Origin of the sequence: Rhodococcus sp. EPR-134 (assembly GCF_001647205.1) — a bacterium.
GTDB lineage: Bacteria > Actinomycetota > Actinomycetes > Mycobacteriales > Mycobacteriaceae > Rhodococcus_F > Rhodococcus_F qingshengii.
In genome coordinates this window covers 1-5,441 of the sequence record NZ_LVCT01000481.1, presented here as the reverse complement: position 1 = coordinate 5,441, position 5,441 = coordinate 1, and the positions used below count along the sequence as shown (strand labels likewise).

Genomic DNA, 5,441 nt, shown 5'->3' with positions numbered 1-5,441 from the left:
CAGACGTGTTCGCCGGTTGGGTCAGCGGACTGCGGTGATGTGACGGAGGAGACTCCACCCTCCCGATATTTCGGAGTAGACTCATTTATGAGCGTGATCCGAAATGGAACGAGGTGAGCGGGATGACGAAGCCGGACCAAGAGCTGGGCCGTCGCGAACGCAACAAACTCGAGAAGCAGACACGCATCTTCGACGCCGCTGCCGAACTGTTCGCGGAAAAGGGCTACAGCGCAGTCACAACTCAAGAAATTGCCGACCGCGCCGATGTAGCCGGCGGCACTCTCTTTCGTTACGCCGCAAGCAAAGCCGAGTTGCTGCTCATGGTGTACAACGCTGAATACCGCAAGCAGATCGAATTGGGAGAAGAGCGTGAAGCCAAGTCGACCGTCACAGAAGATCGTGTGCTCGAACTGGTTTCACCCCTGCTGATCGCAAGTCGCCGAAACGACGAGAACACCGGCATCTACCAACGCGAGGTGTTGTTCGGTGAGCCCAGCGAGTGTTTCCGGGCCGAAGGCCTGGAACTCTCGCAGCGCCTGCAAACGCGGATTGCGCAAATCTTGCACGAGGCACACCCCAACCACACCACCCGAACCACCACTGCAGCGCGAACGATTTCCAACGTGCTGCACTTCGAAATAGCCCGCGCGGCATTGGACCGGATCACGGCTGACGAACTCACGAACATCGTTGCCGCACAGGTCCGATTGACGCTTGCCGGACTACCCACCGAATAGGATTGAGGATCGAAAATGACTGAACTGAAGCAGATCACCGTTCTGGGTACCGGAGTTCTCGGCTCACAGATCGCCTATCAGACCGCCTATCACGGCTTCGACGTCGTCGCGTACGACATCAACGCCGAGGTCATCGAAAAGGCCAAGGCTCGGTTCGACTCGTTGGCCGCGGCCTACAAGGCCGAGAACGTCGAGGGTGCCAAGGAAGGCAAGGCTGACGAAGCGCTGCAACGTATTACGTACTCGTACGATCTAGGCGAAGCCGTCGCCAAGGCCGACCTGGTCATCGAGGCAATTCCCGAGGACATCGCCATCAAGCGCGACACCTACGAGAAGCTTGCCACGGTTGCTCCTGAGCACACGGTGTTCGCTACCAACTCCTCGACGCTGCTGCCGAGCGATCTCAAGGAGTTCACCGGCCGCCCCGAGAAGTTCCTCGCACTGCACTTCGCAAATCACGTGTGGGTCAACAACACTGCCGAGGTCATGGGCACCGAGTCCACCGACCCCGCCGTGTACCGCGAGGTCGTCGAGTTCGCGAAGAACATCGGCATGGTGCCGATCGAACTCAAGAAGGAGAAGGCGGGCTACGTACTCAACTCGCTCCTGGTCCCGCTCCTCAACGCGGCCTCCGACCTGCTGATCGACGGCATCGCCGATCCCGACATGGTCGACAAGACGTGGCGTATCGGCACCGGAGCCCCGTTCGGCCCCTTCCAGATCATGGACGTCGTCGGGTTGACCACCGTCTACAACATCTCCTCCCAGGGCGGCGAGAAGCAGCGCGAATTCGCCGACTACATCAAGAAGAACTACATCGATGAAGGCAAGCTCGGCGTCGCTGTCGGCGAGGGCTTCTACAACTACAAGGGCTGACCGACTTACCGGCTCACCGCGCGGTGGTTACGACGTGAATTCACGTGGTAGCCACCGCGCGGACGTCTGTTGTCAGTAAGTCCGAAACCACCCTGAGCGATTGTGACGCAAGCTTCTTCACGTGCGAACCCATCATCAGGAGAGATCCCCACATGCGTCGTTCCGCCATCTCGGCACTCACAACACTGGCACTGCTCGGCGCCGGAACATTGGTCAGCACTCCCGCTGTCGCCGCTCCCCTCGCGTGTGGCGGAATCTCCACCGGTTCGTTCTCAGGCTCCGCCGGCGGATCGGAGTACCTGTGCGCCAAGGAAGGTGATCTCCTGGACGTGCGCATCGGCGACGTTCACGCGACACAACCGTCCCTCGGCTACGACGAGGTGTACTACAAGCTCGGGCGATACACGCTCGGAAAAGACACGATCAACAAGAAGTTCGACGACTGGTGTGAGGCGAACGGCCAGATCCAGGCCGCGACCGCTACTGCGGCGTCGACGCTGAAGGACCCGTCGTCCTTCACCTGCCAGATTCCAGTGGGTCAGGAAACCGCCGAGAGCATCGCGCCCATGAAGACCGTGGTCGTCGGACCCCGCGGCGATCTCTACCTGACCGACGGTCACCACACCCTCACGTCCTTCATCGAGACGGCCGACGGCGGTCCCGACCTTCACGTGCGACTGCGGGTTCTCGGCAACCTCAGCGGCCTGAGTGAAGGTGCCTTCTGGACCGAGATGGAAAAGAACAAGTGGGTCTGGTCGCGTGACGTCGACGGAAACCAGGTACCGGTCCAGGCTCTGCCGAAGAGCGGCGGCCTGGCCAACTTCGCCGACGACAAGTACCGCAGCTTGATGTACTTCTCCCGCGACATCGGATTCGCCGCAGGCACGATTCCGTTCCAGGAGTTCTACTGGGGCGCCTGGGTCCGCGACACCGCGCCCGTCGACCTCACCAACTGGAATCGCGATGATCTCTCCAGCTACCTGGGCACCGTGAAGTCGGTGACCAAAGCACAGACAGCGTTGACGGGCGATGCCGTCGTCGACAGCGGATTCACTGCCACCGATCTTGGCGTCCTGTCGGCCTGGAACGACGGCAAAGCCGAGTCCAAGGGCGAGTTCGCAAAGCTGTCCAAGCCGTACACAGACGACAAGCCGGGCAAGATCGCCTACGCACTTGCCTACAAAGCAACCCTCTGACCTGCTCAGATCCAAGTCACACCAAGCAGACTTGACTAAGGTAAGCCTCTACTCAGTAGTCTGAACCCATTCGGGTGCCGCTTCATCGAAGCAGCGACGCCCTGCCCTGACGGAATACATGCCGTCGTATCTGCCCGGTCGAACAATCTCCGGGCAACCAGGACAGGGAGAAGGTTGCTGCAGTGAGCACGTCCATCGTCGGTTTGTACGACCCCGCAGATGACAAGAGCAGTTGCGGGGTCGGGTTCATCACGCGCAAGGACGGCGTGCAGACCCACGATGTCCTGATCAAGGGCCGCGAAGCGCTCTGCTCGGTTCCGCACCGCGGCGGTATGTCCTCCGAGGGCGTCGGCGACGGCGGCGGCGTCTCGGTTGACCTCTCCCTCCGGTTCTTCCGCAAGGTAACCGGGCGCTCCGACCTTCGCGCCGGACGCTTCTGCGTCGGCAACTTCTTCCTTCCGGACGACGACGCCCAGCACGCTCGCGCTGCCGCCCTGGTCGAACGTGAACTTCTCGATCGCGGTTTCACCACTCTCGCAGTGCGCGACGTCCCGGTCGACAACTCGGCGATTCGGCCGGCCGCGATCGCGCATCAACTTCCGGTCAGGCAGTGGATTTTCGAGGTGCCCACTCCTCGCACCGAGCCTGCGGTAGTCGATCGCCTCGTGCACGAAGCTCTGCTCGCCATCGAAGCCATCGCGTACAACACCCCTGCACTACGCGGGTTGTACCCACTCTCGCTCAGCGCGCGAACTCAGGTTCTCAAGGGTCGCTTGAACTCCGACGAAGTGATCCCGTACTTCCGCGACCTGGTCGACCCCGATCACGCCGTGCACACGATGTACTTCCATACGCGGTTCTCGACCAACACGGACCCGCATCCCACGATGGCGCAGCCGTTCCGGTTCATGGCTCACAACGGAGAACTGAACACGGACAAGAAGAATCGGCTCTCCGAAGCTGCTGTCGCCAGTGCAAAACGACGTGCGATCGTCCGTCCGCCCGGCCAGTCCGACAGTTGCCGACTCGATCAGACCCTGGAAGCACGCGTCATCGAGGACAGTGTCGACCTGGTGACGGCTGTGGTCTCGATGATGCCGCCGGCCTGGGAAAACGACACCACTCTCTCCCCCGCAGTGCGTGCGATGTTCGAGTACTTCTCGCTGTACGAGGAGAAGAACGACGGACCGGCAGCGCTGGTGTTCGGCGACGGCACCATCATCGGTGCGCGCCTGGATCGCCTCGGTCTGCGTCCACTACGCACGATCGAGACGCACGACTACGTGTGCGCATTCTCCGAAGCCGGACAGATCGCGTTCGCACCCGAGACGGTGATTCACCGTGGCCGCGTCGAGGCCGGCGGAATGTTGTACTTCGATCATCGCGATCGCCATACCTACACTGCCCGCGAAGCTCTGGAAAAGATTGCCGCTCAGCGCGACTACCAGTCGTTGCTGGAGCAATCGCGAATCCTGATCGAAGACATTCCCGCCGTGCCAGCGGAGAAAGTCAGCTCCCCGACCCGTTACAACGGCACCTTCGAGATACATCAGCGCTACATGGCGTACTCCCTGGATCAGGAAAGTTTCAAATTCCTGATGGATCCGATGCTCACGCACGGAGCCGAAAAGGTCTCCGCCATGGGTTACGGCAACGCCATCAACGCATTCAGCGACCGCGAAGGCGGTGTGGCACGTTACTTTTCACAGCGATTCGCCCAGGTCACCAACCCTCCGCTCGACAGCATCCGTGAAGCGGACGGTATGACCCTCCGGGTCGCATTGGGTGCGAAGATGTCCCCCGGACAGGGCAAGCAGATCGTCATCGCCTCGCCGATCCTCGGGCACCTGGACATGCTCAAGATCCGCGAACAGAACCACACTCCGCACCGCCGCTTCGAAATGCTCTACCCCGCCGAGGGTGACGCGCAGGCAATGGTCGACGCGATGACCGCGCTCGGCGATGCTGTTGTAGCCTTCGCGGCCGAACAGGGCGGAATCGCAGTCCTGACCGACCGCCACGTATCTCACGAGCGCGCAACACTTCCCGCGATCATGGTCGTCGGAGCATTGAACCAACGCCTCATCGACGCGGGCCTGCGATTGCGCGTCTCTCTCATCGTGGAGAGCGGCCAGATCGAGTCCTCACACCACGTTGCGGCCGCACTCGGTTTCGGCGCTTCCGCCGTCTACCCGCTGTCCGTTCAGTTGCGAGCCGAGGAGAAGTTCGCCGCTGACCCGGACGCCGCGTTCCGACGCTTCGCGAAGGCCGCCGAGAAGTCCCTGATGAAGACGATGGGACGCGTCGGTCTGTGCACCGTCGAGAGCTACATCGGTGGAGAATTCTTCGAACCCAACTTCCTCGACACTTCCGACCCTGTTCTGCGCCAGTGGTTCCCCAACATGAAGTCACCGGTGGGTGGCGTCGGTTTCGACACCGTCGCGGTGACCTCGAAGCAGTGGCACGAGCGTGCGAGCGAAGTCGGGGGCGAGAAGGATCTGCCACTGCTCGGCCTGTTCAAGGAGCGTGCAGACGGCGCAGGGCATTCGTTCGGTACCACCGCGGTCCGTAAGTACGTCGAACTCACCGAAGAGAAGATCGCGTTCGACAGTCCCTCCGGAACAGAACAATT

General features: G+C 61.4%; 4 protein-coding genes. All 4 read left to right on the top strand.

Annotation, left to right across the window (positions count from 1 at the left end; translation table 11 throughout):
- The first annotated feature begins 122 nt into the window (after window positions 1–122).
- Entirely contained in the window at window positions 123–737 is a 615-nt protein-coding gene (locus tag A2J01_RS22160) for a TetR/AcrR family transcriptional regulator (protein ID WP_064113601.1), read from the top strand.
- Between the two features lie 15 nt (window positions 738–752).
- Window positions 753–1,613: a 3-hydroxyacyl-CoA dehydrogenase gene (locus A2J01_RS22155; protein WP_030536170.1), complete on the top strand. Its 861-nt coding sequence runs from the start codon at window positions 753–755 to the stop codon at window positions 1,611–1,613.
- 152 nt (window positions 1,614–1,765) lie between these two features.
- Window positions 1,766–2,809 carry a ParB/Srx family N-terminal domain-containing protein gene (locus A2J01_RS22150; RefSeq protein WP_064113600.1) on the top strand — a complete coding sequence of 348 codons (1,044 nt, stop codon included), beginning with the start codon at window positions 1,766–1,768 and terminating at the stop codon, window positions 2,807–2,809.
- A gap of 182 nt (window positions 2,810–2,991) precedes the next feature.
- Window positions 2,992–5,441 (top strand): glutamate synthase central domain-containing protein (locus A2J01_RS22145; protein WP_269455335.1); only part of this gene is annotated, 2,450 nt, incomplete at its 3' end.